This window comes from Enorma sp., assembly GCF_982429025.1.
The window spans coordinates 23,475-50,446 of sequence record NZ_CEWCAA010000005.1; the positions used below are offsets into that span (position 1 = coordinate 23,475).

19 protein-coding genes are annotated in these 26,972 nt (G+C 62.5%); 7 read left to right on the forward strand and 12 right to left on the reverse strand.

The window, feature by feature from the left end; all coding sequences use genetic code 11:
* Positions 1–59 precede the first annotated feature (59 nt).
* From AC1VS5_RS01835 to AC1VS5_RS01850, 4 genes are all read right to left on the reverse strand, one after another.
* Positions 60–1,166: an FHA domain-containing protein gene (locus AC1VS5_RS01835; protein WP_481217507.1), complete on the reverse strand. Its 1,107-nt coding sequence runs from the start codon at positions 1,164–1,166 to the stop codon at positions 60–62.
* A gap of 76 nt (positions 1,167–1,242) precedes the next feature.
* Complete coding sequence (locus AC1VS5_RS01840; protein WP_481217508.1) at positions 1,243–3,810, reverse strand: BspA family leucine-rich repeat surface protein; 2,568 nt, start codon at positions 3,808–3,810, stop codon at positions 1,243–1,245.
* Between the two features lie 36 nt (positions 3,811–3,846).
* A complete protein-coding gene (locus AC1VS5_RS01845) occupies positions 3,847–5,547 on the reverse strand; it encodes a DUF3825 domain-containing protein (protein ID WP_481217509.1) in 1,701 nt (566 codons plus the stop codon).
* Positions 5,548–5,795: 248 nt separating this feature from the next.
* A complete protein-coding gene (locus tag AC1VS5_RS01850) occupies positions 5,796–6,935 on the reverse strand; it encodes a BspA family leucine-rich repeat surface protein (RefSeq protein ID WP_481217510.1) in 1,140 nt (379 codons plus the stop codon).
* A gap of 187 nt (positions 6,936–7,122) precedes the next feature.
* Here AC1VS5_RS01850 and AC1VS5_RS01855 point away from each other — a divergent pair, with 187 nt between their 5' ends.
* Both AC1VS5_RS01855 and AC1VS5_RS01860 read left to right on the forward strand, forming a co-directional pair.
* A complete protein-coding gene (locus AC1VS5_RS01855; protein ID WP_481217511.1) occupies positions 7,123–8,397 on the forward strand; it encodes an SLC13 family permease in 1,275 nt (424 codons plus the stop codon).
* On the forward strand, positions 8,394–9,752 hold the full coding sequence (locus tag AC1VS5_RS01860; RefSeq protein WP_481217512.1) for a DUF2252 domain-containing protein: 1,359 nt from the start codon (positions 8,394–8,396) through the stop codon (positions 9,750–9,752). Before AC1VS5_RS01855 ends, AC1VS5_RS01860 begins: the two co-directional genes overlap by 4 nt.
* Positions 9,753–9,902: 150 nt before the next feature.
* On the opposite strand, the gene AC1VS5_RS01865 is transcribed toward AC1VS5_RS01860, so the two are convergent.
* Together AC1VS5_RS01865 and AC1VS5_RS01870 are read right to left on the reverse strand one after the other, a co-directional pair.
* Positions 9,903–11,741, reverse strand: a complete 1,839-nt coding sequence (locus AC1VS5_RS01865; protein ID WP_481217513.1) for a carbon starvation CstA family protein — start codon at positions 11,739–11,741, stop codon at positions 9,903–9,905.
* Positions 11,742–12,175: 434 nt separating this feature from the next.
* Complete coding sequence (locus AC1VS5_RS01870) at positions 12,176–14,179, reverse strand: monovalent cation:proton antiporter family protein (protein WP_481217514.1); 2,004 nt, start codon at positions 14,177–14,179, stop codon at positions 12,176–12,178.
* 543 nt (positions 14,180–14,722) lie between these two features.
* Here AC1VS5_RS01870 and glmU point away from each other — a divergent pair.
* Positions 14,723–16,114, forward strand: a complete 1,392-nt coding sequence (glmU, locus tag AC1VS5_RS01875) for a bifunctional UDP-N-acetylglucosamine diphosphorylase/glucosamine-1-phosphate N-acetyltransferase GlmU (protein WP_481217515.1) — start codon at positions 14,723–14,725, stop codon at positions 16,112–16,114.
* A 54-nt stretch (positions 16,115–16,168) separates the two neighbouring features.
* Positions 16,169–17,152 carry a ribose-phosphate diphosphokinase gene (locus AC1VS5_RS01880; protein ID WP_019127476.1) on the forward strand — a complete coding sequence of 328 codons (984 nt, stop codon included), beginning with the start codon at positions 16,169–16,171 and terminating at the stop codon, positions 17,150–17,152.
* A 307-nt stretch (positions 17,153–17,459) separates the two neighbouring features.
* On the opposite strand, the gene AC1VS5_RS01885 is transcribed toward AC1VS5_RS01880, so the two are convergent.
* Entirely contained in the window at positions 17,460–18,440 is a 981-nt protein-coding gene (locus AC1VS5_RS01885; RefSeq protein WP_481217516.1) for a hypothetical protein, read from the reverse strand.
* Between the two features lie 397 nt (positions 18,441–18,837).
* On the opposite strand from AC1VS5_RS01885, the gene pth reads away from it, so the two are divergent.
* The 3 genes from pth (at position 18,838) to gltA (ending at position 21,918) form a co-directional block, all read left to right on the forward strand.
* Complete coding sequence (gene pth, locus AC1VS5_RS01890) at positions 18,838–19,467, forward strand: aminoacyl-tRNA hydrolase (RefSeq protein ID WP_481217517.1); 630 nt, start codon at positions 18,838–18,840, stop codon at positions 19,465–19,467.
* Between the two features lie 217 nt (positions 19,468–19,684).
* Positions 19,685–20,521, forward strand: coding sequence for a sulfide/dihydroorotate dehydrogenase-like FAD/NAD-binding protein (locus tag AC1VS5_RS01895; protein WP_019127473.1), 837 nt, complete (start codon positions 19,685–19,687; stop codon positions 20,519–20,521).
* Positions 20,509–21,918 (forward strand): NADPH-dependent glutamate synthase, encoded by a 1,410-nt coding sequence (gene gltA / locus AC1VS5_RS01900; protein ID WP_287747371.1) that lies wholly within the window; start codon positions 20,509–20,511, stop codon positions 21,916–21,918. Before AC1VS5_RS01895 ends, gltA begins: the two co-directional genes overlap by 13 nt.
* A gap of 108 nt (positions 21,919–22,026) precedes the next feature.
* Here the strand turns inward: gltA and AC1VS5_RS01905 are convergent, their stop codons facing one another.
* The 5 genes from AC1VS5_RS01905 to AC1VS5_RS01925 all read right to left on the reverse strand — a co-directional run bounded on the left by AC1VS5_RS01905 (position 22,027) and on the right by AC1VS5_RS01925 (position 26,928).
* Positions 22,027–23,370 (reverse strand): lipase family protein, encoded by a 1,344-nt coding sequence (locus AC1VS5_RS01905; protein ID WP_481217518.1) that lies wholly within the window; start codon positions 23,368–23,370, stop codon positions 22,027–22,029.
* A 336-nt stretch (positions 23,371–23,706) separates the two neighbouring features.
* Positions 23,707–24,456, reverse strand: a complete 750-nt coding sequence (locus AC1VS5_RS01910; RefSeq protein ID WP_022349595.1) for a cytidylate kinase-like family protein — start codon at positions 24,454–24,456, stop codon at positions 23,707–23,709.
* A gap of 51 nt (positions 24,457–24,507) precedes the next feature.
* Positions 24,508–25,155, reverse strand: a complete 648-nt coding sequence (locus AC1VS5_RS01915; RefSeq protein WP_019127469.1) for an amino acid ABC transporter permease — start codon at positions 25,153–25,155, stop codon at positions 24,508–24,510.
* 3 nt (positions 25,156–25,158) lie between these two features.
* Positions 25,159–25,905, reverse strand: a complete 747-nt coding sequence (locus AC1VS5_RS01920; protein ID WP_144687425.1) for an amino acid ABC transporter permease — start codon at positions 25,903–25,905, stop codon at positions 25,159–25,161.
* Positions 25,906–26,070: 165 nt separating this feature from the next.
* A complete protein-coding gene (locus AC1VS5_RS01925) occupies positions 26,071–26,928 on the reverse strand; it encodes a substrate-binding domain-containing protein (RefSeq protein WP_204627400.1) in 858 nt (285 codons plus the stop codon).
* Positions 26,929–26,972: the final 44 nt, after the last annotated feature.

Below are 26,972 nucleotides of genomic sequence, written 5' to 3' on the forward strand. Positions count from 1 at the left end.
TCGTACGACCCGATTCTCCCTGTGCGAATCGCGCACGTTGTGCAACCGTGCATCTGCGTCTACCCGAGCACCTCGAACCGATAGTTCTCGTCGCGCATGCGGGATGCCCATGAAAAGTTGGCGGCACAGTAGTCGCCAGACAGCACACGGCGCGGAAAGATGCAGATAAGATCGCCATGGTGCAATTCGCAGCTATCACCCTGCAGCAGCACCGGCAACGCCTCAAGATCGGCCGGCGTCACCAGCGTGCCGTACCTGCTGCCCCGCCCGTCGGTGCCCACGTCGGCAATTGTCCAGCGCCCACAATCGAACGTGATCTCGCAGTGATGCCGCGAGGCGTACGCCGCACGGGTGACGACTGGGCAGCGCCCGCGGTCAGCGCACCATGCGCGATCCTCGCGACCGATACGCGCGCCCTGCGTCTCCGAAAAGCGGTAGACCGTCACTGCTCGGGCGCCGTCGTCGAGCTGTATTGAGTAGTCGAGCGGATCAGGGCCAGCCATCACGACGGGCACCAGCTGGGCCTCCCGCAGCGCAGAATCTGTAACGACAGGGGCGATCCCCCCGACACTCACCGGCGTCTCGCGCAAGGCAAAGCCCATCTCCTGACGGTTGTCGCGCGCACCAGCCAAGCTCGCGTACACGCACGCCGCGATCACTCCGCGCTGCACGTCCTTGATGGTCTCAACGTTATCGGCGAGCACCATGTCCAGCCGTCCAGTCTCGTCATCAATGGCCTGCCAAAAGCCTGGCAAATCGTAGGCGAGGCCATCGGCCTGGAGCGCCGCGCTGAACGCCGTGCGGAACGCATCGGTCCGGATGAAGTTCGCCTTGAGCTCTTTCCACAAGTCGATATCCAAAAAGATTCGACCCGTCGCTTCGAGGTCGTGCGCGACGTCGCGCGCATTCTCGTCCAACAGCTTAGCTACCCGCGAGCCGCGAGCCGTGCGGTCACGAACCAGATGCGCAAACGACGCGTATCTCGACGTCGCTGAAAAGCTCCGCTGTGCTCGAGCGAGCTCGTCTTGGGGCGACAAGCGGTAGACGCGGCTCGCGTCGTACTTCGATTTAACAGCGTTGTCATATGAGGCGAGCACCTGGCACTCGGGCACGCCCGAGAACTCCCTGCAAAACGCCTTGACGAACGTCTTGAGTGCTTCGGCCATAGCGCGATCCTTCCCTGAGACGACCTGCGACCGCAAGCGACGACCGCAACCTCAATGAATGTATCTGACTCAGCCGTTAACGGTTCCTTCCGTGGCAGGTCTTGAATTTCTTCCCACTTCCGCAAGGACACGGATCATTGCGCCCCACATTAGCGTAAGAATCGGCATCGACCGCGGTATCGGCATACGAACGATCGACCACCTCGAAAAAGGGGCAGTCTTCGAACATGAGAGCGAGATCGGTGCCCTCAGGAATGGAAAACGGCCATCCCTTAAGGTTCACAAGCGATAAGCAATCCGCGAACATGTACCGCAAATCGGTTGCGTTCGAGGTGTCAAGCCCGGAAACGTCGAGGAACGCGAGCTCTGTGCACTTGTAGAACATTCCAAGAAACGCCTCCACGTGGGACGTTATGAAGCCGGAGACGTCGAGTGCCCGGAGCGATGGGCATCGAGCAAACATGTAGCCCATGTCGGTAACCGAGGACGTATCGAAACCAGAGACGTCGAGAGCGGCGAGCGCGGAGCAGCCGTAGAACATGTGGTTGAGCCTCGTCGCCGAGGAGGTGTCGAACCCGGAGACGTCGAGCTCGACGAGCGACGAGCAGTTACAGAACATGGCCTGGAAGTCGGCGACGGAACCAGTCCTGAAGCCGGAGACGTCGAGCGCCTCGAGCCCGCCGCAGCCGTAGAACATCCAGCCCATGTCCGTGGCAGACGAGGTGTCGAAGCCCGAGACGTCGAGCTCCCGCAGCGAGGAGCAGCCGCAGAACATCGACTTGAACGACTCGACGTGCGGCGTCCTGAAGCCGGAGACGTCGAGCCGTCGCAGCGAGGAGCAGTCGTTGAACATGAAGTCAAATGACTGGACCTTGTCCGTCTTGAAGCGTCCAACATCCAACACGACGAGCGCCGAGCATCCATTGAACATGCTGGTCATGGAGATGACCTTCGATGTGTCGAAGCCACCCACGTTGATCCCCTGCAGCGCCGCGCACCCGTGGAACATGGCGTTCATGCGCTCGACCTGCGAGGTGTCGAACCCGAACACGTCCACGTATTCGAGCGACGAGCAATCGTGGAACATGAACTGCATGTCAGTCACCGCAGAGGTGTCCAGGCGGTCGATGTGCAGCAACTCGGTAAGGTTTTTGCACCCCGCAAACCACGCGCGCATCCTCGCAGGGCGAACCTTGGTCAAAAAGTCGACGATTTTGATACTCTGCCAGGGAGAATCGCTTTGCCACTCCTTCACGCCCCACCCAGCGCAGCTCATGTCGTAGCACGGCCCCACGTGTTCGGCAGCGTACGTCACGCCGCGGTAACGGTATTCCCGAATGTCTACAGTTTGCTTGCTGTCGCCGAAGAGGAGCAGGTCGGCCTCTGCGTCCGAAAACGGCGTGCCATCGGGGCCGGTCAGCTTGTACACGCCGGCGAGTACGACGCCCGACTCGACACGGGCACCCTGCTCGGAGCCGCCCCCATCCTCGAGCGTCGGCGTGACTTCGGGCACGTACGTCATCTGCTGGAAACGCTCGTCATCCGTACCCTCCGCCACCCGCGTGAGCAGGCGACGAATATGGAGGCGATCGCGGTCGCGCGGATCCCAGGCGGTGCAGAGCGCGATCGCCTGGCCAAGCAGCAACTCGCGCTCCTCATTCATATAGTCTGGGAGGCTCAGGCTATCGCGCTTCTCCTCGATCAGTGCACGAAACGCATCGTCGTCATCGAGCTTCACCTCTCCACGCCAAAAGCCCGAAACATCGCCGCGCTTGGCGTACTGCACCGAATACCTCGGCGCCTTGCGCAGCGCGAGCTGGTACATCAGGGCGCCGAGCGACCAAAGATCGACCTCTGGGTCGTTGCGCAGGTCATACAGCTCATCGTGCTCGCGACAGGCTTCCGAATCCCTCTCTCGCAGCGCGAACTTGGGGATTGACTCCGGGGCGCAGTACTCCACCATGCCCATACGCGGGTGCACGCCCGGCGCAAATGAAGGGGTTACGTCCTCGTCCGCATACTTAGACTGGCCGAAGTCGATTAGGTAGACCCAATCGAAGACCCCGTCATCCGAGGAGCATCGCACGTACACGTTCCAAGGCGACAGGTCGGCATGGGCGATCCCCCTCTTCTTCCCCTTCCCTTGCTCGGCAAGAAGGTCGAGCACGTCCAGCATGCGCAGGCCGAACGTCGCGACCTGCCCCGCTCCGAACGGCCTGCGGTGTTTCTGCAATACCTTATCGAGCCGCTCTGCGGGACTGCCGACCTCCTCCATAAGGAAGGCAGGGCTGTACGTGACGCCGCCAGCCCCGTCGTCGATCACGAGGAACCCGCACGCGTAGGCCTGCGGCACGTGGCCGTCGAGTCCGTCGAGCGCGCAGAGCATATCGTACTCATCGTATAGAGCGCCCCATTTCGCCTTGCGGCGGAGACGCTCGCCTGCCCGGTACGGCTCCGGAAAGCGCTTGAACACCTTGAGGATGCCGCCGACCGGCAGGCCGGGCTGGATCGGCACGCGGTAGATCGTGGCGTAGCCGCCCTCGTCAATCCGGCTTGCGGTCAGCGGATCGATGGACGACGAGCCGTTCTTTCCGACGACCGGCGCGTTATACCACACGGACTCCAACCGGATATGCTCTCCCATGTCCTTCTCCCCTGCTCACATGCGAAGGTACCTGCGCTACACCATGAACTTCATCCACGCCGACTCGGCGAACGACAGCTCGTCGCCAGAGGCGAGCTCGGTCTTGGAACCTTTGGCCAGCTTTTGAACAGACCCGTCGAGATGGCGCACCTTGGTGCCGTTCACATCGTGCTGCTCATAGCTCCAGGTGCCGCCGGCGCACGTGAACGTGCCGTGCCGCTGTGACACGTACTTGAATGTACGTATCGAGGGCAGCACGATATCGGGCGCAGGGTCACTGCTGCGACGTGCCACGCCGATCACGTCGCCGGGCCGCACCACGTACGTCCCCATCGCGGGATCCTCGGGCGCCAGGCGAGCCAAGCGCGAGGATGGGTCGTCTTGCTCATCATCGTTGCCCAGCTGCGGCGTCATAGACGGTGCGATCGTACTCGAGAAAGCCGAGTCACCGCCTGCCGGGGTAATCGAGCCCTCAGCGGCCACAGACGGGAAGGCCGACTCAATCCACCCCATGAGACCGTCGACGCGTTGGAGAGTCCGCGCGTGCTCGTACGCCATCTGCAGCGAGTAGATTGTCTCGCCCTCGTAGTAGCAATACGGCGCCCCGTCGCGCTGGACCTCGATCCTACGTGCTACCAGCACCGCGTCCACACGGTCGACATCGACAAAGCTCAGCGGCAGGCAGAAGAAGACCTCGCCGCCCTTGCTGCGCTTCGGATTCCACGACGGGATGGCGCTGGAGAACATGTAGCGCGCCCGCGTCTGCGCAAGCTCGCACGCGTCACTCAGCGCCCGCCACAGCGATCGGCGCAGGCGCTCGTCGCCGTCCACGATTCCCTTCAAGGGCTCGAGGAGCTCCTGGCGTTTCTTGGGATCGGATTCGCGCTCCGCCTCATCGATGAGGGGCGCCGCTTCAGCAGAACCCGCGAACAGCACGCGCAGGGCGGAGGGTTCGACGCGGTTCCAGCGCAGCATCAGATGCTCGAAGTCCGGCACGAGCTCGAAGGAGCCGTCGTACACGACGTCGGTCAGGGTTCGGTAGTACACGGCTCGCTGGGGCATGTCGGTGCCGAGTGCGCGGACAAGGCGCTTGCCAGCATTGCCCGAGCCCTTAGTGCAGAACGACTTGACGATCCATTCGGCTTTAGCCTTGCTGTTCGGCTCACAGAAGCAGTAGATGTCCTCGAAGTTACGGTTGACCAAACCCGTGCAGAAGACCGCGAACCTGCCCTGGGCATCCTGTCCGTAGCGAATCTTCCCCTCGTCCAGCAGATGCAGAAACGTACCGTTGAGATACCAGCTGAGAATCTCATGGCCGCCGTCACGATCGGTAAACGACCACGGCTCGGGCAGAGCGAGGTCCATGAGCTGCTTATATGCGCTATCCGACACGTAGGCAAAATCCCACAGCCTCTGGTAGGGGCGTTGGGAACCGTCCTCGCGATCGACGCCGTAGGTGTAGTACGGCTTGGGATTCTTGCGCGCCGGCTTCTTGTTTGGGTCGTTCTGCTTGAGCTTCACCACAAGCACCTGCTCCTCGCCCGCTTGGTCGCGGACGGACACCTGGAAGCGGATGATGTCGCGCATGCACTTGTAAGACTTATCGGCAAACGCCAGTTTCCAGCCCGCCTTGAGAAGGTCTTCCGCATCGGTTCCCCCCGTCGTCCTGTTGACCGCCTCACGGGCAGCATTGGTGATAGCGCAGAATTCGAACAGGTCGCCGGTGATGGTATCCATGGCATCAGCCTCCCATGTCAGTGCTTATAAAAAATGATACCGCCATCCAGCGCTCGTCGGACGGTGCCGGCGAGGCATTCCTCAGACGTTAATTGGCGGTTGCAAGGTGCTCGCAGGCGCTCCTCCCGTCGTGGTTGGCAAGGCTACGATATCGCCGGGCGGCGCCCCTGTTGCGCAACACGAAGGGCGCGAGCGCTGCGGCGGGAAGCGCGCGACTCCGGCGGGATGCGCGGATGGAGCCGCCAGCGTTACGGCAAGGGCGCCGAGCAGCCCTCGCGAGCCCGATAGGCGTCCTCCGCCAGCGCCAGATCAACGAAACCGCCGGGGACATGTTCCAAGCTCTTGCATCCGAAGAACAGCCGCGCGGCGTTTCGGACGTTCTGCATGCCCCGCCCTTCATGCGCGATGCGTTCCAGCTCGGTGCAACCGTCGAACATGCTTTGCGCACGCAGAACACCAGAGAGATCCATGGCGCCGAACACCACTTCCCGTAGCGAAGCGCAGCTGTCGAACATATAGCTCGTGTCGGTGAGCTCATGGGCGCCCCAGCCCGTCAAGTCCACGCGGTCGATCGGCGTGCTGGAGAACATGCCGCGCGCCGCCTGCAGGCGAGGCATGCGCCACATGGACACATCGAGTTGCGAGAGGGACGAACAGCCGCTGAACAGGAAGTTCGCCTCGCGGACGCTCGCGGTGTCCCACAACGCGCAATCGAGCTGCGACAGGCGCGCGCAAAAGCGGAACATGCCGGAAAGGTTTTCGATACGACCGGTCTGCAGGCCATCGACGCCCGTGATGCGCTCCAGGTTGCAGCAGCCATAGAACATCCGCTCCGCCGTGACGAGCCGCCCGGTTCGCGCGCCGACGAACGAGACCTCGTCGAGCCAGGTGCACATCCGAAAGAAATCGGACGCGTCCTCGAGGTTCGGAGCACCCAGCGCCGCGAAATCGAACGAGAGCAGGCTACGGCATCCGCGAAACATGCCGCCCGCCTCGCGCAGCTCAGGAAACCCCTGCGCGGGAAGGACGACCTCGCGCAGCTCGCGGCAATCTTGGAACATGCCCCATGCGCTGCGCACGCGCGAGGTATCGAATGCCGAAAGATCGATACGGCGCAACTTGGAGCAACCCGCGAACATCTCGCTCGCGTCCTCGGCTCCCGCGCTGCCATCGGGGCACGTCAAGTTTTCCAGACCGTCTACGGCGGTCAGATGGCGGCAACCCGCGAACAATCGATCCAAGCGTTCCACCTGCGCACCGCGCTGCACGCGTACCGCGCGGATTTGCTCGGCAATCGACTGCCAGGGAACCCCGTCCGCAAACGAAACGAAGCCGTCGACTACCAGGGTTCCCCCGTCGTCCAGATACCAACCTTTATCGCTACGCATGCGGAACCTCACTACCTCGTTCGGAACATGGGAGCAGTCGATAGGATGCTTCGCCTAGCTGAAGTTTACCGCACGCCATCACGCTGTTGCGCACCTGCAGGCTCCCCGGCGAAAACGCAGCCTTGCCAGCGGAAAGCGCTTGTCATACGCTAAGCGAGCTCCATCTCATGTGAAACGAAAGGCTCCCATGGACGCATTCATGCGTTTTGCTCTCAACGTGCGCGAAATCGTGCGAAAAGACCCCGTGCTCGTCGTGGCCATCGTGCTGGCGATCATCTCGTGCGCCGCCGTCCCGCCCGACGCCGCCTATGCGGAATACGTCGACCTTCGCACCATCGGCATGCTCTCCAGCCTCATGACGATCATGGCCGGGCTCTCGCGTCTCGGCGTGTTCCGCATCGCCTGCCGGCATCTCCTAAGCGCCGTACGCGGACCCCGACGCCTCGCGCTCGCACTCACGCTCCTCGCCTTCTTCTCGAGCATGCTCATCACGAACGACGTCGCCCTCGTGACGTTCGTCCCCTTCGCCCTGCTGGCGCTGCGCACGCTCGATTCCCCACGCCATGCATGCTTCACCGTGGTCATGATGACCATCGCCGCGAACCTCGGCAGCATGCTCACGCCCATCGGCAACCCGCAGAACCTTTACCTCTACAGCACATCGCACATGGCTCTCACCGACTTCCTGCTGCTCATGCTGCCTTATGCCGCAGCAGCGCTCGTGCTGCTCGTGGGCGCGATCGCGTTCTTTGGCCGAATTCCAGAGCACGCGAAGGAGAAGGCGGCGCGCAACGTGGACGCGGGCAACCCGGCCAGCAGCAGCGAAGACGGCAGTGCGGACAGCCCGGCAACTTGCGGTGAAGCCGACAACGCTGCTAGCGCCACGGACGCCAACGAAACCCCGCAGCTCGCCAGCGAGGCCGACGACCCCGCGCCCTCCCCGCTCCGCGTGCTCCCCTGGGCAGCGCTCTTCGTGCTCGCCCTGCTTTCTGTCGCGCATATCCTCCCCTACCAGGCGATCGTCGCAGTAACCATCGTCGTGGCGCTCGTCGCGGACCGCCGCGCCCTCCTGCACGTGGATTATGCGCTGCTGTTCACGTTCATCGCGTTCTTCGTCTTCGTTGGCAACGTCGGCCGCATCGAGATGGTGAGCACCGCGCTTGCCCAGCTCATCGATGGTCACGAGCTCGCCGTCTCCGTCATCGCGAGCCAAGTGCTCTCGAATGTGCCTGCCGCCATCTTGCTCTCCGGCTTCACGTCGAACTTCGCTGCGCTCATCGTGGGCACGAACCTCGGCGGCCTGGGTACGCTCATCGCGTCCATGGCGAGCCTCATCTCGTATAAACAGGTAGCACTCGTGCTCCCACGCGAGAAGGGCCGCTATTTCATGCTGTTCACCGTGTGGAACATCGCGTTCCTCGCCGTACTTGCGGTGCTTGCCGCCGTGTTGGAGGTGCTATGAGCAACAGCCGAACTACCCGTACGCAAACCGCCCCTTCACTCGAAGATTTCGCAGTTTGGAGCGTCCAGCCCAACCGAACAGACGCCGTCGAGCTTATAGATGGACAATCCGCCACCCGCGTACCCGAGCTCGTGCCGCTCCGCTACGAGCGCATGGCCGCCTCACCGTTCGCGTTCTTCCGCGGATCCGCCATCATCATGGCACACGACCTCTCCACACAGCCGGTCAGCGGCATCGAAGTGCAGTGCATCGGCGACGCGCACATCGCGAACTTCGGCGTCTTCTCGAGCCCCACGCGCCATCTCGTGTTCGATGTTAACGACTTCGACGAAACCGCACCGGGCCCATGGGAATGGGATATCAAGCGCCTCGCCGCGAGCGTCGAGATTTGCGGGCGCGACCGGGGCTTCGCCAAGAAAGACCGCCGAGACGCCGTGCGCGCCTGCGCCAAGCAGTACCGCCGCTCGCTCTGCAGCTTCGCCAAGATGGGGGAGCTCGATGTGTGGTATGCGCACCTTGACGTAGAGCAGGCGCTCGACGAGTTCGAGCGCGACCTCCATGGCAAGACCGGGCGCACCGTGCGCCGCGCGGTTGAGAAGGCACGCCAGAAGGATAACCAGCGCGCCGCCGATAAGCTCGCCCATCGAGTCGGCGATGCGCTGCGCTTCAACTCGCAGCCTCCCGAACTCGTGCCCCTTAGCGACCTTGAGGCGCTCCAGGGCTACACCGACAGCAACGAACTCTTTGCAGCCTTGCAGGAGCTGCTTGACTCCTATCTCGCAAGCCTCCCCTACGACCGGCGCATGTTGCTGGAGCACTACCATGTGCACGACGCGGCACGCAAGGTCGTGGGTGTGGGCAGCGTGGGCACGCGTGCATGGATCGCGCTGCTCGCCGGCAAGAACGCCGACGACCCGCTTATCCTGCAGGCCAAGGAGGCGAGCGAGTCCGTAGTCGAGCGCTTCTGGCGGCCCGCGCCCTTTGCCAGCCACGCCGAGCGCGTGGTGCAAGGCCAGCGGCTCGTGCAGTCCACGAGCGACATCTTGCTCGGGTGGACCAAAGCCACCGCGCCCGACGGCACCGCGCGCGATTACTATGTACGCCAGCTCTGGAACGGCAAGGGGTCAATCGACCTTGAGCGCATTGGCGCCGGCAGCTTGGAAAGCGTCGCCCGCTTGTGCGCCCACGCGCTTGCGCACGCACACGCCCGCACCGGCGACGAATTGGCCATATCGGCCTATCTGGACGACGGCGACGCGTTTGAGGACGCGCTCTGGAACTTCTCGCAGGCATACGCCGACCAGAACGAGGCCGACTACGAGGTCTTCATGGCTCGCCACGGCACGCGGGCGTAGCGAATGAAGCCATTTCTTGGCAATCGGGCACCTCAAATTGGCTCAACCCAAAACCAACAAGCCGCGAAGGGCACCTGCACCCTTCGCGGCTTATCTCGTCGGAAGAAATGATAAAACGAACCCGGTTCGTTTTATCATTTTGGGAGGGTATTAGGCCTGAGCCTTGGCGCCGTCGGCCGGAGCCTCGGGGCGCTCACCATGGCTGTAACGAGCCTTACCCATCTGCGACCACTCGGGCTCCTCGTCGGGGATGGAGCCGGCCTCCTTGGTGAAGAGCTCCTTCAAGCAGTTGTATGCCACGAAGATGCCCAGAATCACGATGAGGATTGCGAACACGAGCTGCAGGCCGGAAGTCGCGATGACCGCCATGCCGCCGGCAGCGAGCGCGTTCGCGCAGCTGATGATGCTCTGCACAAGCGAGGTGAACGTGCAGGCAAGCAAGAACGCCACGGGAACGTAGAGCATGAAGCCCTTGCGGCCGGTGCACTTGCAGAACACCGCGAGCGTGATCATGGTCATGCCGCCAAGCAGCTGGTTGGACGCGCCGAAGAGCGGCCAGATGTTGTTGTAGCCGCCAAATGCGAGCGCGAAGCCGAGCGCCAGCGTGAGCACGGTGGCGACCCAGGTGTTCGAGAAGACCTTGGCAAGGCCGGTGTTCTCGGCTGCCACATCCTCGGCGGCGTCGTCGCCCTTTGCGAAGAACTCCTGGAACGAGAGGCGGCCGATGCGCGCTACAGCGTCAACCGAGGTCAGCGCGAGCGCGGAGACGCACATGGTCATGAACACGGTAGCCAGCGTCCCGTTCACGCCGAAGGCCATCATGCCGCGCGCCACACCCTGCGAGAAGATCTGGAACGGCGTGCCCTGAAGCGCGCCGGCGGCGCCGGTGTTGTTGATCTGGGAGTACATGATGGCGGCCACCACGATGGCGAGCACGCCCACGAAGGATTCGACGATCATGGCGCCGTAGCCCACGACGACGGTATCCTGCTCCTTCTCGACCTGCTTGGACGAGGTGTTGGTGGAAACGAGGCTATGGAAGCCGGAGAGCGCGCCGCATGCGACCGACACGAACAGCAGCGGGAACAGATAGCTGCCGTTTGTGGCGAGCGCCGAGATGTCGGCGACCATCGGGGCGGTCATCGTGGCCTCGCCATTGGCGCCGAGCACGAAGATGCCGAGCACCGCGCACACGATCATGACGATCATCATGATGCTCGTGAGATAGTCACGCGGCTGCTTGAGGGTCTGGATGGGCATAGCTGCAGCAAACAGCAGGTACACTGCGATGACCGCGAACCAGCCAAACTTGCTCAGATACACCGGGAACTGCATGCCCACGGCGAACATGAGAACGAAGAGCACCACAGCGAGCAGGAGCTCTTTCCAACCGCTAAGGCCGAACTTGCGGTTGATCCAGCCGAATGCGATAGCAACGAATGTGAAGAGGATCGAGATGGTGCCCGCCGTGCCGCCGGCATAGGAGGCGGCCGCGTCCACGGCGCCATCGGCGGCGAAGGTGGCCTGGAAGGTGCCCGCGACCATGTCCACGAAGGCCGCGATCACGATGATGGTGAACAGCCAGCTAAAGAGCAGGAACAGACGGCGTCCCGTGCGACCGATGTACTTGTCGATGAGCTGGGCGAGCGACTTGCCGTTGTTCTTCACGCTGGCATAGAGCGCACCGAAGTCGTGCACGGCGCCGAAGAAGATGCCGCCCACGAGCACCCACAGAAGCACCGGCAACCAGCCGAACATCATCGCCGCGATAGTACCCGTGACCGGTCCCGCACCGCAGATGGAGCTGAACTGGTGCGAAAACGCCGTGAAGCACGAGGCGGGCGAGAAATTCTTGCCGTCCTCCATGCGTTTGGCAGGGGTAAGAGCCTCGCGGTCGATCCCCCAGGTCTTTGCCAGCCATCGACCATATACGAGGTAGCCGGCGGCAAGCACCACCGCGGCCACCACAACGACGACCATTCCGTTCATGACACGTTCCTTCCCTCGGAGCCCCGAAGATGATGCGATCTACATGCGCACCTGCCGGCTCACCGGCCTGGGCGCATCGCGCGAGCACGGGCAGATACAAAAAAGCGAGGGCCTCGATATACGACGGCCCTCGCCTTACAGCCGCCCGCGATGAGCGCGGGCTGGCGATATACCAAACCCGCGCTAGCTAATAATCTCACCCGAAATTAGTAGGTAAGCATGCATCGCAGAGCAACCTTTCGTTCTATCGAGCGCGGCCCCGTGCCGCTCTCGCCGCCCTTTCGGCGAACTAGATTGTGTCGCTTTAGTTGAGTGGAGTCAAGGAATGTTACAGAACTGTTGCAGGCTGACGTCTTGTCAAGCACGGAGGAGGGGCTCTGGCGGCGGCAAGCCCGGCAGCGAGGGCGAATTCGCTTGGCGGGCACGTCCCGCCGCTACGCGAACAGCTTCGCTGCGGCCTCCACCTGCTCCACGGTGCCAACGAGACCAACCTTATCGCCCTTGTGCAGCTCGGTCCGCGCATCGAGGAACAGCGTCACCTCGCCTCCGCGGCGGAGCGCCACCGCGTTGACGCCCGTCTTTGCGCGCAGATCGAGGTCGGCAAGGGTGCTCCCGGCGGCCGTACTTGCTTCGCCCACCAACACCCACTCGAGCTCCACCTCGGAAAGCGACGCCACTAGGCGCTCGAACGCGCGCCGCCGCGCACCCTGGGCGTTGTCGCCCAGGGCCTCGTAACCGCTTGCACGCAGCTCGTTCGCGTAATCCTGAATTTGGCGGGGCGTGTAGCCCAAATCGATGAGCGTATGGCGCATAAGCTCGATACCGCCCTCGAGCTCCGGCCTCACGACCTCGTTGGCGCCAGCGGCCGCAAGCGCCTTCAGGCCGTCTTCGTCCTCGGCACGCGTCACGATGTGCAGGCCGGGCGCGAACAGGCGCGCTTCGTAGGCAATCGCCTCGGCCGCCGCGTCTCCGCCGCCCGCGATCACGAGCACGCGCGCTGCATCCAGGTGGGCATGGGCCAAAATCTCGGAATTGGCCGCATCTCCCACCAGCACGCACAGGCCATCCGCCTCTGCCTCCTCCGCCGTTTCCAGCTCACGTTCTACGACCAAACATGGGATGTCGAGATTTTTGAGCACCTCGGTCACGCACCTGCCCGCGTGCCCATACCCCACCACGACCACGTGATCGCGCACGTCGCTCGACGGCTCCTCAAACTGGCGCACATGGCGCTCGTACAGGGCAGCGAGCCGCGCATGCTTGCGCATCCACGCCTCGATGGGGTCGATAAGCTTGAACGCGAACGAATTGAGCGCGATCGACACCACGGCGCCGCCCAAAATGAGCGTGTACTGCTCGGCGGTGAGAATCCCCAGCCCCATACCGGTCTGTCCGATGATGAACGAGAACTCGCCAATCTGCGCGAGCCCCGCCGCCACCGTGAGCGTGCCATGCAATCCAGCCGAAAGCACTACGCCGAGCACCATGTTGATGAGCCATTTGCCCACCATGATGAGCGCCACGAGCGCAATAAGCTCTCCCACATGCGAAGCGAGGGTCACCGGGTTGACCATCATGCCCACCGAAGCGAAGAAGATGATGGAGAAGAGGTCTTTGAAGGGGATGGCCTCGGCAGCCACGCGATGCGAGAGCTTGGACCCGCTCACCACCACGCCGGCCAGGAAGGCCCCGAGCGCTACCGAGAGATCGAACAGCAGCGAAGCCGCCATGGCCGTGCCGAGCGCGATCACCACCACGGCCAACTGGAAGAGCTCGCTGGGGCAGAAGCGCGCGATCTTACCGAGCACCCATGGCAGCACGCGCGATCCCGCCACGAGCATAAGCAGCACGAACGCCACCGTTTTAAGCAGCGCTTCGGCAAGGCCCGCCGCCAGCTCGGCGCCCGAGGTCTCGCCCGGGCCGAAGACCACCGGCAGCACCACCAAAATCACGACCGTCGCCAGGTCCTCCACGATGAGCCACCCCGTCGCCACACGGCCGCCATGGCTCTGGTACAGGCCCGCGTCCGTCAGGTTCTTGATGAGGACCACCGTCGACGCGATGCTCACCGAAAGGCCGAGCATGATTCCTGCCTCGGGCGTCCATCCGAACGCCTGCGCCAACGCATACCCAGCCACGGTACCCACGGTTATCTGCAAGATAGCTCCCGGCACCGCGATGCCTTTGACCTCGAAGAGGTCCTTGAGCGAGAAATGCAGGCCCGTGCTGAACATCATGAACATGACGCCGACTTCGGACAGCTGGTTCATGGCATCCGAATCACCGATGAAGCCCGGCGTAAATGGGCTCACCACGAGCCCGCCAACAAGATAGCCCACGATGGGCGGCAAGCGAAGCGCACGCGCCACGACGCCGCCGGCAAATGCCGCGACGAGCGCGAACACAAAGGTCATAAGCAGAATGGTATCCCCGTGCATATCTCTCCAAATGTTCAAGCGAAATTAGACCGCGCAGCGCGGGCCCTGCGAGCATGTGCTATTGGTCTACCCAAAATCAGAGCGCGCCATCCGGTCGGGCTGCGTGCCTAGCGCTTCGCCCTTTTGAGCACGCGGCACCTCCGCAACCGGTAGGGTCGGACCGCATGCCCAGCGCTTCGCCACCGCGCAGCACCTCGCCGCGCAATCGGACCGCAACCGCGCAACGCTCGCCCCGTCGCCCCTCGCCGCGCGATCGGACCGCAGCCGCGCCACGCTCGCCGCGCAATCGGACCGCAGCCGCGCCATGCTTACCCCGTCGCCCCTCGCCCCGCCCGCAACCGCGCCGCGCCTGCGCATTCGCTGTGACGTTTGGCGCTTCGCCCTCCTTGTTGCCCCCGCATACTTGCCCGCTAAGGTATCATCCAAGTGACATCCTGCTCGATTTGAGTCACATTCTTGGTGCAGCGCCCCGCGCGCAGCCGCGTGAACCGCCTCAAGCCGAGCGCTTCGGCATTGTACGGTACGCGCAATTCGGGGGAGTTCATGGAAGCAACTGCCATCATTCTTGCTGCGGGCGAGGGCACCCGCATGAAATCCAACCATGCTAAGGTCGCCCACAAGATTCTGGGCAAACCGATGATCGAATGGGTGGCCGACGCGGCGATTGCCGCTGGCTGCCAGCGCATCATCGTGGTCGTGGGCAGCCACGCGCAGGAAGTGCGCGACATCGTTGACGCCTCCTATGCGAGCGCCGCGGTGTCCATCGAATGCGTAGAACAGGCCGAGCGGCTGGGAACGGGCCATGCCGTCAAGGTAGCCCTCTCGGCATGCGGCATCTCGGAAGGACCGGTCGTGGTGCTCAACGGCGATCTGCCGCTCATCCAGCCCGAAACCATCCAGCGATTCGCCGAGACCGTCGCCACCGGAAAAGCCGCGGGCGCCGTGCTCTCGATGCTGCCGCCCGATCCCTTCGGCTACGGCCGCATCGTGCTTGACAACGCAGGCTCCCTCATCGAGATCATCGAACAGAAAGACTGCACACCCAGCCAGGCCGCCATCCAGGAATGCAACGCCGGCTGCTACGCCTTCGACGGCGCCCTGCTCGCCGCCCACATCAACGAGATCAACAACGACAACGCCCAGGGCGAGTACTATCTGCCCGACATGCTCGCCATCCTGCGCGAGGCCGGGCAGCGCGTGACTTCCTTCTGCTGCGACGACTATCGAGACGGCCTCGGCGTCAACAGCCGCGCGCAGCTCGCCGAACTCACCGCCATCGCGCGCGATCGCATCAATGAGACCCTCATGGCGGAGGGCGTCACCTTTATCGACCCCGCTCTCGCTTGGATCGGGCCGGATTGCACCATCGGCCGCGACACGGTAGTGTGGCCGCTCACCTTCATGGACGGCACCTGCCGCATCGGCGAAGGCTGCGAGGTTGGCCCCAACACGCGCCTCACCAATGTGACCTGCGGCAACGGCTGCTCGCTTAACGAAACCGTTGGCATCGATGTCGTCATCGAGAACGAGGTCACCGTGGGGCCGCGCGCCTATCTGCGGCCCGGCACGCACCTGCTCGACCGCGCCCATGTGGGCACGCATGTCGAAATCAAGAAATCCACCATCGGCGAGGGCTCCAAGGTCCCCCACCTCTCTTACATTGGCGACACCACCATGGGAGCGGGCGTAAACATCGGCGCCGGCTCCATCACCTGCAACTACGACGGCGTCCACAAGAACCCGACCACCATCGGCGACAACACGTTCATCGGATCGGACACCATGATGGTCGCGCCCGTGAACATCGGGTCGAACGCGGTGACGGGCGCCGGCGGCACTATTACCAAGGATGTTCCTGACGGTGCACTTGCTATCGAGCGCACCGAGCAGCGCATCATAACCGGCTACTCCGAGCGCAAGATCGCGCGGCAGTAACGGTATCTATTGGCCTCGAACGTTACATCAGTCGAGCAGAAGGAGAAGGGGAACATGCCCATCAACGACCCATCGAAGACGTGTGCCATGCAGAAAACGCTGCGCCTGTACTCGGGCACAGCGAACAGGCCGCTAGCAGAAAAGGTCGCGGACCTATTGGGGGTCGAGCTCTCGGGCCTGGCACTCGAGAAGTTCGCCAACGGCGAGATCTACGCGCGCTTCGATGAGACGGTGCGCGGCGCCGACGTGTTCTTCATCCAGTCCATCTCGGGCGACGTCAACGACGCGCTCATGGAGCTGCTCATTGCCACCGACGCCGCGAAGCGCGCCTCGGCCCGCACTATCACCGCGTGCATCACCCACTACGGCTACGCGCGCCAGGATCGCAAGGCCGCGCCGCGCGAGCCCATCACTGCGCGCCTCGTTGCCAACCTGCTCGAGCGTGCAGGCGTTGACCGTGTCATCACGCTCGACCTGCACCAGGGGCAGATCCAGGGCTTCTTCGACATCCCCGTGAACCACCTCTCCGCGCTGCCGCTCTTTGGCGAGTACTACAACAACATGCACTTCGATACCGACAACCTTGTTGTCGTGTCTCCGGACGTGGGTCGCGCCAAGGCTGCGAAGAAGCTCTCCGACATGCTCGATTGCTCGCTCGCCATCGCGCACAAGGGCCGTCCGCGCCACAACGCCGCTGAGGTCATGGGCATCATCGGCGATATCGAGGGCAAGACCTGCATCATCAATGACGACATGATTGACACCGCGGGCACGCTGTGCGCAAGCGTGCGCGAGCTCAAGAAGATGGGCGCTGGCGATATCTACGTGTGCGCCACCCATGGCATCTTCTCCGGCCCGGCCATCGAGCGCCTGAATGACGCCCCGATCGTCGAGTGCGTGGTCACGGATTCCATCCCCGTCGAGGCTGCCGGCAAGATCAAGACCATCACGGTGGCAGACGAGTTCGCCAACGCGATCGCGGCCGTGTACGACGAGGAGAGCGTCTCCAAGCTCGTCGGCGGCGACTTCGCGATGTAAGATATCCGCAATCGCAACGCCTGCAAAATAGGGGCCGCGGCATATGCCGCGGCCCCTATTTTGTGTTCAGAGCAACTTTTTTCAATAAATCCAATTATTTCTGGCAGTTATTTCAACTATGAACGATTTGGCAGCCGCTGCGACGCCGCCCATGGCTTTTTGACACCAACGCACCTAGCAAAATGCCTGGTTTTTGTCGCTTATTTGACGGTTCCGCCACCCAGCTGCTGACGATGCTCGCCACATCGCCTCTGCAATCGTTCATAGTTGAAATAACTGCCAGAAAAAGCAGCATTTGAAAGAAAAACTACGCGGGAGGAAGTCCGCTCCCCGCCCGCAAGCCATTGAGCCATGCTGTCTGACGCTGGCGGACGCCAGAGTATCGATACCGGAGCAGGCCACCAGCCGCCTTATGAATCGAACGGGCAATTGCTTCCAAAGCAACAATGTCACGCATCTGGTCTCGATTGATAACGAGCACCGTAACACCCATACCCTTGAGACCGTTGTTGCGCTGCCCGTCATGAATCCGACGGTTCTCCTCCTCGTGCCCGATTCCGTTGTACTCCGTATCAATATGGGCAGCAGGAATGTACGCATCGCACACAGCATACGGCACCCCTGACGCCATATGAAGCGAAGTGGTATCGAAGTCAATCCGATGATTGAGCAGCATGCCTCCCTTCAGGGACGAAATCCCGAAAGCTCCGAATCGCAAGGGCGGGGCAAACATCCCATACATGATCGACTCGGCTGGCGACCTCGAGCCCGTCGCTGCAAGACGTACGGCAGTTCTAAAGTTGGCGTACTCGCTGCTCTTTGCATAACGCGCCATTGCCTGAAGCTCTTTTATTGTCACTACCGGCTCACTTGGATAGTGAATCTGCTCAACAGACTTTCCTTCAACCTCATCGGGCCAGACCCCGCGCCACGCGATAGGAAATGTGGCCTCTGGCGGCAGCGAATAGGAGCCCAACAGTTCAAGCAACAGAACGAGGATCTCAGGAACGGATCTGCCACGCGAGCACCTCAGCGCCGTGTACGCCGGAGAAGAACAATACACCCCAGGGGCAACGCGCATAATCGCACCAAGCGGCAGCGGGCCGGGACACACATGGCAAAGCATCGGCGCTCGGGCGCGCCGCGCGCCCGCGCTCGCTACGAGCACGTGGAGCCCCTCGCTTTCATTGGGTGCCCACATGCCCAAGCGTGCTAAATCATCAAGATCAACCATATCCGCGTTGGGTACGCAACCCTCGATCGCATGGCGTTGCTCAACGCGGCCCACAGCGCCCCATGGCAAAGAGCCGTACGCGCGGCGGGCGGAACGCACGCCTCGCAAAGCGGAAAAGTCTATGATCACAAGTGCTTCCATGTACGAACGGTATCACATGGGCACCCGCGCTCATTCACCATATCGCATCCCTACAAAAGATATACCCCGAGTACATTTTGATGGAACCAGGACGAACGCGAACCAGATCCATACGCGAAACGCACGGGCGCTCCCAATGCGTAGCTGCGCGCTCGAGCTACGTCCCGTCATCCGGACGATTTAGGACATTCGGCGGACATGTCCTAAATCGAGGTGATCCGTGTCCAAAACAGCGATAATTTGTCCGCAATGAACGAGAATGGTGCGGGGATCTTACGCGATGGACCTCCATCACAGAAAAGGAGCTTGCATGGCGGCAGCACAACCAATGCCCATCCGCATGGTCGCAGGCCTGGGCAATCCTGGCGAAGAATACGCTAACACCCGGCACAATGCTGGGTTTAAAACGGTAGACGAGCTAGCTCGCCGCGCCGGTGTGTCGTACTGGAAAAACCAGCTGGGCGCCGAGGTCGCCACGACCAAGGTGCGCGATACGGAAGCCGAAGGCGGCGTACGCGAGGTCGTGCTCGTTAAGCCGCAAAGCTTCATGAACACGAGCGGCGGCCCCATCTCCAAGCTCTGCCGCGAGTACGGCATCAAGCCGGAGGAGGTCCTCGTCGTCCACGACGAGCTCGACATCCCCGAGGGCGACGTGCGTGTGAAGGTCGGCGGTGGCCACGCCGGGCACAACGGCTTGCGCTCGATCATCGACAAGCTGGGTAGCCGCGACTTCAGCCGCATCCGCACGGGCATCGGCGAGCCTCCGGGCCGCATGCCCACGGCCGATTTTGTGCTCAAGCAACTGCGCGGCAAGGACGCTGAGGCCTTCGATGACACCATCATGCGCGCAGCAGACGTCTGCGAGCTCGCACTCGCACAAGGCGTCATCTATGCCCGGGACCACGTGAACGGCGCCGGCGCGAACAACGGCAAGCACTAAATACCGGCGCTGCGCCCAGCGCGCCAACCCCTCAACCGCATGCGTCATGCACGCACCGCTCATCCGATACCTGCTGCTCGCCTGCATTGAAAATGCAGGCAGCGGGGTATAATCGGTTTTGTGTGTGCAGGCAGGAGCCCGGTATGCGCGCAGCCCGTCCTTCTAGGCCGAGCAGCATGCACCGCAGCCTCCCTGCCTCGTATGAGAGAGGGGTTCTATGTTCAAGATCCTGAAGAAGACGCAGTTCTCGGAGAAGGTCTTCGAGTTCCGCGTCCACGCACCCAGGATGGCCAAGCATGCCCATGCCGGTCAGTTCCTTATGGTGCGCATCAACGAGACGGGCGAGCGCGTCCCGTTCACCTTTGCCAACTGGAACCCGGAGGAGGGTTGGATCGAGTTCATCTTCATGGTCGTGGGTAAGACGACCCAGTGCCTCTCTGAGCTCAACGAAGGTGACGAGATCCAGGACATCACCGGACCGCTCGGCTGCCCGACCGAGATCGAGGGCGATCGCGTAGCCGTCGTTGGCGGCGGCGTGGGCCTCGCCATCGCCTATCCGGTCGCGCGCACCCTCTGCGAACAGGGCAAGAAGGTCTCGGTCATCATGGGCGCCCGCAACAAGGACCTGCTCATCCTCTTCGAGCAGTTCGCGTCGCTGCCGCTCGAGAACCTCTTCATCACCACGGACGACGGCTCCATGGGCGAGAAGGGCGTCGTTACCCTGCCGCTCCGTCGCCTCTGCGAGACCGACTCCATCGATTCGTGCTTCTGCGTGGGCCCCGTCCCCATGATGAAGTTCTCGACCCTCACCTGCCGCGAGTTCAAGATTCCCATCGTCGCGAGCCTGAACCCGATTATGGTCGACGGCACCGGCATGTGCGGATGCTGCCGCGTCGAGGTGGGCGGCGAAACCAAGTTCGCCTGCGTCGACGGCCCGGATTTCGATGCGAACCTCGTCGACTGGGACGACCTCGCTCATCGCCAGGCGAGCTACAAGGCCGAGGAAGCCGCTTCCATCAAGCATCATGAGGAGGACTGCGCATGCCAGAAGTAAAGTACCGCCCCAATATCGGAGCTCCCCGCACTCCCGCGAACGAGGAGCCCGCAGAGGAGCGCGCTCATGATTTCCGCCCGGTCGACACGGGCTACACCAAGGCCGATGCCATCGCCGAGGCAAACCGTTGCCTCGACTGCAAGAAGCCGCTCTGCATGGACGGCTGCCCGGTAGGCGTCCATATCCCGCAGTTCATCGAGAAGATTCGCGAAGAGGACTGGGCAGGGGCGCTCGCGACCATCAAGGCCGATAACCTGCTCCCCTCCGTCTGCGGCCGCGTGTGCCCGCAGGAGAACCAGTGCGAGGGTAAGTGCATCCTCGGCCGCAAGGGCGAGCCCGTGGCAATCGGCCAGCTCGAGCGTATGCTCGGCGACATGGCCGACGAGGTGGGCGAGGCGCCCGAGTGCAAGCCGTCCAACGGCAAAAAGGTTGCCATCGTGGGCTCTGGCCCCTCTGGCATCGCCTGCGCCGGCGAGCTCGCGCGCGAGGGCTTCGACGTTACCGTGTTCGAAGCGTTCTTCACCGGTGGCGGCGTGCTCACCTATGGCATCCCGGAGTTCCGCCTACCCAAGGATATCGTCAAGCGCGAGATCAAGGGCCTGGAGGAGCTGGGCGTCCACTTTGAGTACAACTCGGTCGCCGGCCGCCTCTTCGATGCCGACGAGCTCTTCAACGAGGACGGCTTCGACGCGCTCTACCTGGCCGTGGGCGCGGGCCTTCCGCGCTTCCTGCACGTCGACGGTGAGAACCTGCCCGGCGTGTACTGCGCGAACGAGTACCTCACGCGCACGAACCTCATGAAGGCGTACGAGTTCCCCGAGTACGACACGCCCATCCGTCATGGCAAGAACGTCGTCGTGTTCGGCGGCGGCAACGTGGCCATGGACGCCGCGCGCACCGCACTTCGCCTGGGTGCCGAGAAGGTCACCCTCGCCTACCGCCGTACCGAGGCCGAGATGCCCGCGCGCCGCGCCGAGATCCATCACGCCAAGGAAGAGGGCGTTGAGATTCTCGAGCTCTGCAACCCGTTGCGCTTCCTGCCCGGCCCGGACGGCTTCGTCTCGACTATCGAGCTTCAGCGCATGGAGCTTGGCGAGCCCGATGCGAGCGGCCGCCGTCGTCCCATCCCCATCCAGGACTCCGAATTCGCCATCCCCTGCGACGTCGCGGTCACGGCCATCGGCACGCGCGCAAACCCGTTCGCAAAGCTTTGCGCCGACGTCGAGCTCAACCGTTGGGGCCTCATCGAGACCGATGAGAACGGGCGCACCTCCAATCCGCGTGTCTGGGCTGGCGGCGACATCGTAACCGGCGCCGCAACCGTCATCCTGGCCATGGGCGCCGGCAAGAAGGCCGCTGCCGATATCAAGGAAAAGCTGATCGGCGAGGAAGCGTAATCGCCACCCCGCGAACCTCGCAGCTTGATTACGCATGACGCACGAGGGCCGCTGCTGGAACATCCGGCAGCGGCCCTCGGTTTGATGCAGCGGTCCGCAAGTTTCGCCCTAAGAGCTGCGAAGGTCGTCCGCATCGATCACCTGCATCCATGCGATATATACTCCAGGATAATGTCCGTACAGCACCCGAACAGGGTCAAGGCCCACAGCGAAATCCTGTATAAGCGAAGCTATGCCACCTGCAGAAACAAGGTCGTCCTGCGTAGGAATCTGCTCACCCAGCTTCTCGATGAATGCATCTACCTGCGCACGGTCCTCGGGAACATACGGGCACTCCGCACCCACGTTTTCCTCGAATGCAGCCTGCATATCGGCATAACGATCGTTAAAGGTCGCATCGCCGTACCCTGGAAGCCACAGATCGCGCCCGTAGCGTGCATTGCCCCATGAGGCAAGCGGCAGGCGCGGCACCAGGTCGCTCGGGTTCATGATATTGAAAATGTTGTTGTAGAGCGCCTCTCCCGTATTGTCGAACTGGGTTACCTCGGGCGTTGCGAACGTGTAGCAGTAGATGTTCTCGAGCGTCGTGAGCGGGCGCAGGCCGGAGGTCATGTCGTCTGCGTAGGATGCAGCCAGATTCGCCGTCGCCGCGCCTCGCGAGTGGCCCGTGAAAAGCAGCGCCACCTGCACATCGGGGTTTTCGCTGTACTCCTCGGTCAAGCGAGTGGAAAGGTCCTCGATAATCTCGTCGGCTGCGCGCATAAACCCCTCATGGTCGATGGCATCCATGTCGTAATCGGCCGCATTGCCCATATTGAAATCGCTCAGCCACTCTGCGCCGTAGCTTCCGCGAATGGAAACGAGGTAGAGCACCTTCTCCTCGCCCGTGCTGCTCGTTACGTGCTTGGTTGCCACGGAATACGCCACCACATCGTCTGTGCCTGCGAAGAAATCGATTACCTCGTCAAAGACCTCGCTGCGGTACTGGTACGATGCGGTCGAGATTTCCTCAAAGCCAAGCGCGCCAAGCGCGTTCTCCATATAGGCGGGAGCATCCGACCCCTCTTGGTAATAGGAGGATTCCGCGTTTGCCACGGCCGAGAGCACCGAGCATGTGGTTGCCAGCTCATGGTTGTAGGCCGTTGGATCCTGGAAGAACCAGTCGTCGTCCCAGGAGACCTCGGTCGCCACGCGCTGGCCTTCGGTTGCGGCCATACTCGTGAACTCGATCTCCGCGGTAAACGCTCCCGAGCGCTTTGACGACCCCTCGATGGGCGTAGCCGCAGCGGGCGCTTCGATGGTTGCCAGGCCAAGCCGCTCTTGCTCGAGGCGGTTGCACACCGCCACGGCAATGTACGCGCTAAAACCAAGCGCGAGCACGAGCATCGCCGCCGCGATACGCACGAACCATGGATGCCGCTTGCGGAACGGCGGCTTATCGGATGCAGACATAGATTCCCCTATTATTCAGCATGAACAGTTCGAGTATATGCGATATGGCGCCCGCCTCTCCGCAGGGCTTCAACCGGTAGTTGCAGCAGGCATGAAGCCTCAGTGCCCTGCCCCGACGCGCCCCGCCTAAAGACGCGACGCCGAACTACGAACAGCGCCTGCGATGAGGCGCAAAAAACGCCGGCGGCCCGGAAACCCCGAACCACCGGCGCTCATACGCCACAGCAGGTGTGTGTCAAAGCATGCTCGTGTACCAAACCCTGCTCATGCGTCAAACCCGGCGCGTATCAGAGCCGGCGCACGTCATGCGCGGCGCGTCACAACAGCAGCCGCCTGCTATCCCACTTCCGCTGCCACATGCAGTGTATCGTCGTCAATCACAGTACGCGGCGCTTGACCCGTCTCGGTAAGCCCCAGCTCACGCAGCTTGGAGCGGTACGCGGCAGCGATCACGTCAACGCACCCCTGGCGCCCCAGCTTCGCACGGTTGACCACCAGGTCCTTGCCCATATCCATGCGCCACTTGCCAGCGGAATAGCGCTTGTAGAACTGCTCGCGCGCACGCTGCTGCTTCTTGACCAGCTGCGCCCCCTTGTAATGGTTGAGCCCGCGCTTCTTGCTCACAATCTGAATGCGGTCCTCAAGCGGCGCCGTCACGAGCACCGCGATGTGGTTGGGGTTGGCGCGCAGCAGGTAGTCGGACAGGCGTCCCTCGATAATGCAGCTCTCGGTCGAACCGAGGTCGATGATCACCTGGGCCATCTTCTCGAACAGCTTATCGGCGAGGTTGCGCGCGTCCACGCGATCCGGCAAGAACGCCATGTTCTCTGCAGCAAGCTGCTCGTCGTAGGCGGCGATGCGGTCCATAGACTCGCCGGCGCGGATGCTCGAACGAACGAGAATCTCGTTATCGTAGAGCGGTATCCCAAGCTCCGCCGAGAGCATCTTGCCGATCTCGTGGCCCTCCGCGCCAAAATCGCGGGCGATGGTGATAACGACCGGCTGCCCCGCGCGCTCCGCCTCGGACGCGGCCACGCGCAACTCGAGCTCGGCGCGCCTCTTCTTCAACTGTGGAATGATGCCCATGATGCCTTCCCTCGATACGCTGGCCTGAACGTGCTGTTTCCTAGCCTACGCCTACGCAGCAACCACGCGGCGCTGGTATGCGCGAACGATGAGCGAGATGCCAAAGTTCAACACGAAGTATAGGGCAAAGACCAGCCCGTACATGAGAAGCTTCTGATCGAGGCTGGGAATCTGTGCCATGACCACGCGCGCGTTGAACATGAGCTCCATGACGCTGATGCTCGCAAGGTACGAGGAGTCCTTGATGACCGTCGTGCACTGGCTGAAGAGTGCCGGGATGATGGTCTTGAACGTCTGCGGCAAGATGATGAGACGCATGGTGGCGAAGAAGCCAAAACCCTGGCTCTGCGCAGCCTCGAACTGGCTCTTGGGGATGGAGTTGAAGCCGCCGCGCACGATCTCAGCCACGACTGCCGAGGTAAACACCGTAAACGCCACCACCGAAACCACGAAGTTGGAGGCACGCATCGTGAAGTAGATGAAGAGGATCCACAGCAGGTTGGGCGTGCAGCGGAACAGTTCGATATAGGCCGTCACGATCCAACGGAAGATAGACAGCTTGCCGCGGCAGTACTGCTTGATCATGGCGAGCACCGTACCGAAGATGATCGAGAATACGATCGCCAGCGCCGAAATGCGAATGGTCAACCAGAAACCGTTAAGGATAAAGGTGAGGTTCGCTGCATTGAAAGCATCCATCGGTTACGCCTCCTTGGTGAGCTCGGGCGCGATATCGCGCAGCTTCTTTGCCTTGGGAACGCGCTTTGAGCGCTTCTCGAGATACTGCACGAGCATCGAGAGCGGGAAGCAGATGATGAAGTACATCACGCACGCAAGGATATAGCCCTGCAGGTAGCCATAGGTGCCCACGAAGCTGTTGGAGCGATACATAAGGTCGCCGCCCGCCACGAGCGCGAGCACCGAGCTGTTCTTCACCAGGTTGAGCGCCTGGTTGCACAGCGGCGGGAGAATCACCTTGAACGTCTGGGGCAGGATGATGTAGATATACGCCTGCACGCGCGTAAAGCCCTGAGAGAGCGCAGCCTCCATCTGCCCGCGCGGAACCGCCTCGATGCCGGTGCGGATAACCTCGGCCACATACGCGGCGTGATACAGGCCAACGCCCACGAAACCGAGCACTACAGACGGAATGGGCACCGGCGCGGCCGAGCCCGTGGCAATCTGCAGAAGCTGCGGCCCCATGAGGTACATGAAGATGACCTGCACCGGCAGCGGCGTGTTCTGGTAGAACTCGACATACACGCGGCTGATGGCGCGCAGCACGCGCGAGCGCGTGGTCGAGAACACGCCCAGGATCGTGCCGAGTGCGAGAGCCAAGATCAGGCCCCAGACAACCACCTGCAGCGTAACAAAGAACCCGTCCCAAAACGCATCGATCGAATCAAAGGTGATCTGCCAGCGCCGGGGATCAAGTAGGCTTTCTAGCATGACGTTCCTTTCCCGCATGTTCCAAAAGGGGACCGGCGCGTAGCGGCATATCCAGTGCGGCGCGGCGGGCGCAATCGTATGGGCCCGCGCGCCGGCCTCCTTTTGGGACACGGAGCGGGCCCGCGGCCAAAAGCCGAGAGCCCGCCGTCCATTACCCTGTAATCGTTAGACGAGGCCCCAGGTCTCGATTTCCTCGTCAATCCAGCCGCTCTCGAGCAGCTCGTTCACGGTGTCGTCCACAACCTTAGAAAGGTCGCAGCCCTTCTGGGTGGCAACGCCGTAGTCCTGCGTACCGAACTCAATCTCGGGCTGAAGCAGCTCGACGGTGTCGTCCATATAGGTGTTGAGGGTGGAGCGATCCATAGCGAAGGCCTGGACCATGCCGGCGTCGAGCGCGTCCTTGATCTCAGGGTACGACTGGTACTCGGTGAAGTTGGGCGTGCAGTTGAAGCCGTTGTCCTCGATCATCTGCTCAACGAGCTGCTGCGTGGTGGAGCCGGTGGACACGCCGATGGTCTGGCCGTCCAGGTCTTCCATCGAAGTCCAGCCGTTGGCCGACTTGACCATGATGCCCACGGAGTCGGTGCGATACGGCGTGGAGAAGTCCCAGTCCTCCTCGCGCTCGGGCGTGATGGTGTAGGTGGCAGCCACGATGTCGAGCTGGCCGGAGTCGATGAGCGTGCCGCGGGTGGAAGGCGTCACCGTGGTGAACTCGCACAGCCCCTGCTCCTTGGCCTCCTCGTACGTGGTCTCGAGCACGGCGGCCGCGATCTGGTAGCACAGGTCGATCTCGAGGCCCTCGTACTCGTTGGTCTCGGTGTTCAGGTAACCATAGCCAAGAACGTCGGCCTTAACGCCGCAGTTGAGCACGCCACGGTCCTTGATGGTCTGCAGCTTGGAAGCGCCATCGCCCGAAGCGGAGCCCGAGCCGCTGTCGCCGCCGCTGCAACCAGCGAGCCCGAGGCCCGCCACCGTTGCCGCTGCGCCGAACGCCTTGATGAAGTTGCGACGAGTCATAGCCATGATTGATACCCCTTTCGTTCGGAATCGGGTGCCAAGCCGGCGAT

Bases quoted from the DNA above. Each gene is read 5' to 3' on its own strand.
- AC1VS5_RS01835 (WP_481217507.1), bottom strand. From the start codon at position 1,166: ATGGCCGAAGCACTCAAGACGTTCGTCAAGGCGTTTTGCAGGGAGTTC.
- AC1VS5_RS01840 (WP_481217508.1), bottom strand. From the start codon at position 3,810: ATGGGAGAGCATATCCGGTTGGAGTCCGTGTGGTATAACGCGCCGGTC.
- AC1VS5_RS01845 (WP_481217509.1), bottom strand. From the start codon at position 5,547: ATGGATACCATCACCGGCGACCTGTTCGAATTCTGCGCTATCACCAAT.
- AC1VS5_RS01850 (WP_481217510.1), bottom strand. From the start codon at position 6,935: ATGCGTAGCGATAAAGGTTGGTATCTGGACGACGGGGGAACCCTGGTA.
- AC1VS5_RS01855 (WP_481217511.1), top strand. From the start codon at position 7,123: ATGGACGCATTCATGCGTTTTGCTCTCAACGTGCGCGAAATCGTGCGA.
- AC1VS5_RS01860 (WP_481217512.1), top strand. From the start codon at position 8,394: ATGAGCAACAGCCGAACTACCCGTACGCAAACCGCCCCTTCACTCGAA.
- AC1VS5_RS01865 (WP_481217513.1), bottom strand. From the start codon at position 11,741: ATGAACGGAATGGTCGTCGTTGTGGTGGCCGCGGTGGTGCTTGCCGCC.
- AC1VS5_RS01870 (WP_481217514.1), bottom strand. From the start codon at position 14,179: ATGCACGGGGATACCATTCTGCTTATGACCTTTGTGTTCGCGCTCGTC.
- glmU (WP_481217515.1), top strand. From the start codon at position 14,723: ATGGAAGCAACTGCCATCATTCTTGCTGCGGGCGAGGGCACCCGCATG.
- AC1VS5_RS01880 (WP_019127476.1), top strand. From the start codon at position 16,169: ATGCCCATCAACGACCCATCGAAGACGTGTGCCATGCAGAAAACGCTG.
- pth (WP_481217517.1), top strand. From the start codon at position 18,838: ATGGCGGCAGCACAACCAATGCCCATCCGCATGGTCGCAGGCCTGGGC.
- AC1VS5_RS01895 (WP_019127473.1), top strand. From the start codon at position 19,685: ATGTTCAAGATCCTGAAGAAGACGCAGTTCTCGGAGAAGGTCTTCGAG.
- gltA (WP_287747371.1), top strand. From the start codon at position 20,509: ATGCCAGAAGTAAAGTACCGCCCCAATATCGGAGCTCCCCGCACTCCC.
- AC1VS5_RS01905 (WP_481217518.1), bottom strand. From the start codon at position 23,370: ATGTCTGCATCCGATAAGCCGCCGTTCCGCAAGCGGCATCCATGGTTC.
- AC1VS5_RS01910 (WP_022349595.1), bottom strand. From the start codon at position 24,456: ATGGGCATCATTCCACAGTTGAAGAAGAGGCGCGCCGAGCTCGAGTTG.
- AC1VS5_RS01915 (WP_019127469.1), bottom strand. From the start codon at position 25,155: ATGGATGCTTTCAATGCAGCGAACCTCACCTTTATCCTTAACGGTTTC.
- AC1VS5_RS01920 (WP_144687425.1), bottom strand. From the start codon at position 25,905: ATGCTAGAAAGCCTACTTGATCCCCGGCGCTGGCAGATCACCTTTGAT.
- AC1VS5_RS01925 (WP_204627400.1), bottom strand. From the start codon at position 26,928: ATGGCTATGACTCGTCGCAACTTCATCAAGGCGTTCGGCGCAGCGGCA.